The organism is Rhodothermales bacterium, assembly GCA_013002345.1.
GTDB lineage: Bacteria > Bacteroidota > Rhodothermia > Rhodothermales > JABDKH01 > JABDKH01.
Genome location: JABDKH010000197.1, coordinates 1 through 3,161, shown reverse-complemented (window position 1 = coordinate 3,161; position 3,161 = coordinate 1). Strand labels below are relative to the sequence as shown.

General features: G+C 58.4%; 3 protein-coding genes. 2 read left to right on the top strand and 1 reads right to left on the bottom strand.

Annotated features, from left to right (window positions below; genetic code table 11):
- Nucleotides 1-608, top strand: a 608-nt coding sequence (locus tag HKN37_10160; protein ID NNE47009.1) for a TonB-dependent receptor, incomplete at its 5' end; no start/stop codon positions are given.
- Nucleotides 609-662: 54 nt separating this feature from the next.
- Entirely contained in the window at nt 663-2,024 is a 1,362-nt protein-coding gene (locus HKN37_10155) for a vanadium-dependent haloperoxidase (protein NNE47008.1), read from the top strand.
- Nucleotides 2,025-2,199: 175 nt separating this feature from the next.
- Here the strand turns inward: HKN37_10155 and HKN37_10150 are convergent, their stop codons facing one another.
- Nucleotides 2,200-3,111, bottom strand: coding sequence for a hypothetical protein (locus HKN37_10150; GenBank protein ID NNE47007.1), 912 nt, complete (start codon nt 3,109-3,111; stop codon nt 2,200-2,202).
- Nucleotides 3,112-3,161 lie beyond the last annotated feature (50 nt).

The window sequence follows — 3,161 nt, the reverse complement described above, 5'->3', positions numbered from 1 at the left end:
TGCTCGAGCCTCAGACCGGTACCAGCATGGAGGTGGGGCTGTACCAACGAATCCAGCCTATCTCGTCGGACATCGCGGCCGAAATCTCATTGGCCCTCTACGAGATCAACATGAAAGACGAGGTCGATTTCGATCTCCAGCAACTGGCGTACGTCAATATCGGCGAAAGCCGGCACCGTGGGGTTGAATCGAGCCTGTCTCTCTACTATCGCGAGGTGCTGAATGCCAGATTCGGCTTCACACATCAGGCCACCACCCTGGAGTTTGGTGACAATGCGGGCAACTTTGTCAAAGCCATTCCACGAGACGTTATTGCGGGGGCTCTTTCTTTCCGGTTGCACCCTTTCTCCGCAGGGGTTACCGTTCAGTCATCGCAACGGATCTTCCTTGACGATGCAAACACGATCCGCCTGCCGGGATACACGACAACAGCCATCCACGTGGCGTATGACTTTGGTTCGTTTGGTCTCGCAATCGACGTTTTCAACCTGTTTGACAGGCGATTCAGCAGCACGGGCTTCCCTGACCCGGCCGGGTCGGATCAGATATTCCTGTATCCGTATGCAGATCGGCAGGCCCGACTGGTCATTGACGTGCGGCTTCCCTGACCGGCAGTGCCCGCAACAAGCGCGCAGACAGTTCTAACTCAAACCGACGCTGCAATGAGAACGACACGGCGCTCGGGACTCGCAATACTGACGATCGTGATGTTCACGGTCTCGTGTGCCACGACCAGCTGGCGAAGCATGCAGCCGGAAGCGGATCCGGAACTGCTGCATTCGGCCGTCAAGCAGCTGACAGATGTCATGGTCCACGACATCTTCAGCCCACCCCAGGCAAGTCGTGGCTATGCTTATCCGTCGATCGCCGCCTACGAGGTACTGGCTGCCGACAACAGCGAATATCTTTCACTCGCCGGTCAGCTCCGTGGTCTCGAGCCGATTCCCACGCCTGGCGACGGCGAGCTGCTTCGGGAGTTATCAGCCGTTCACGCCTTTCTGAATGTTGCCACGGCCATCGTGTTCTCGGAAGACAAGATCATCTCCTTCCACAGCCAAATGCTCGACAGCTTTCGAAAGGCCGGCGTATCCGATGATGTCTTCGACAGGTCCGTGGAATACGGCAACCGGGTCAGCGCTCATATTCTTTCATGGGCAGACGCCGACAACTACAGGGTGACTCGAACGTTCGCGAAGTACTCGGTCGTGGAAGCCCCGGGACGCTGGATCCCGACACCGCCCGCGTACCTGGATGGGATCGAGCCGCACTGGAACCGGATTCGGCCGTTTGTCCTGACATCCGCCGACCAGTTCAAACCCGCACCGCCGACGCCGTTCTCGATGGAGCCCGGAAGTCAGTTCTACAAAGAAGCAAACGAAGTCTATCGCGCCGGCACCGACCTGTCGGATGAGGAAGCAGAGATCGCTGCGTTCTGGGATTGCAACCCGTTCGTCATGCGTACGCGCGGCCACGTGATGTTTTCGGTAAAGAAGATCACACCGGGCGGACACTGGATGGGGATCTCGGCAATCGCGGCACGCCTGGCCAATGCCGACCTGATGACGGCAGCGGAGACGTACGCTGTAGTCTCAATCGCTCTTTCGGATGCTTTCATTTCGAGTTGGGACGAGAAATACAGGAGCACTCTGATCCGCCCCGAGACCGTTATCAATCGGCACATCGACCCGGCCTGGATGCCACTGCTTCAGACGCCTCCGTTCCCCGAATACACGAGCGGCCATAGCGTGATCTCCACAGCAGCCTCGATTGTGCTCACCGGGCTCTATGGTGACGATTTCGCTTTTGATGACACGACGGAGGTCGAATACGGACTGCCGATCCGAACCTTCACCTCGTTCAAAGAGGCAGCGGCCGAGGCTGCGATAAGCCGACTCTACGGAGGTATTCACTACATGCCCGCGATCACGGAGGGTATCAAGCAGGGGCGGGACGTTGGCAACTACGTGCTCGACCACGTCACGCTCCGGCGCAAACCGCTCGCCACTTCAATACGTGCGGAGTAGACGTGGCGCTGGACCTACTGCCGAAACAACACGGCGGCACACGCACCGCGGCTACCCTCCCAGCGGCGTCGCACACTTCGGCCACACGCACACCCGCCGTCACACAACCACCACAGCATGCACACGCGTTGCTCGCCATACGCAAAGAGCGACCCTGAAGTGCTGCAACTAGCGCCTAGTCGACTAACGCTAGTTCGTAATCGAGAGATCGCGTAACCTCCTGCCCCGAATTCTCGTCGCGCAGGCGAACCAGAATTCGCATGCGCCCCGGCTCAGTCCAGTCCGACAGGTCAAGGACGATCGTCTCCGATTCGGTCGCTGATGCACCCGAATAGTCCGTCGACGACGTAATAGTCTGACTTCCCGCGACCTGCCGGGCGCGCGTCTTGAAAGCCGGGTCCGACTCTCTCTGCAATTCATACGAGATCGTATAGCGTGTCCGGTCATCCCCGCCGAACCTGAGATGATAGATCTCAAACTCAAGGCCGAGACGAACCTGAGGCGTCAGCACGCTTCCGGGATATACCGGACCCTGCTCGCCCGTCTCGTCATTCACGAGGATGGGCTTCAAATCACTCATCTCCAGCAGTCGCCGGTCGTCGGCAAGAGTCGACAGGCTGTCGAGCCTTCTGAGGGCCATCCCGACCTGAGAATGCAGTAGTTCGCCTTCTTCATGCGACAGCGTTCGTACGTCCCACTCCAAAGCGAGTCGCCTACCGACCTGCAGACGCTCGATGGTAAAGACCTGAGGGAACAGCATACCGTCGCTATCGGACGTGACGCCGTCGATGCGCTTGCGCATGACCCTGTGTACCGTTCGCCGGTTTCGATCGTCGTACTCAGCCACGGTGAACTCAATCAGAAAATCGAATGGCTGTTTTCCATCAAGATTGTTCAATCTGGCATTCGCACTGGCGAACTTGGCGACCGGTGCCGTCCAGTAGATCTCGAGTCGCGTCGAACCATCAGAATTCAGAAAGCGGGCTTCCCGAACGGCAAACGCAATGTCCTCGATCGGACCGAAGTCGTCGAAGAAGGCTGCCGGTATTTCCCGGTCGCGTGTGCGTATGGCCAGCCGCTCCGTCATCTGACTGTGGACCAGGTTGTACCGAGTGTACACAAGAGGAATTCGATCGC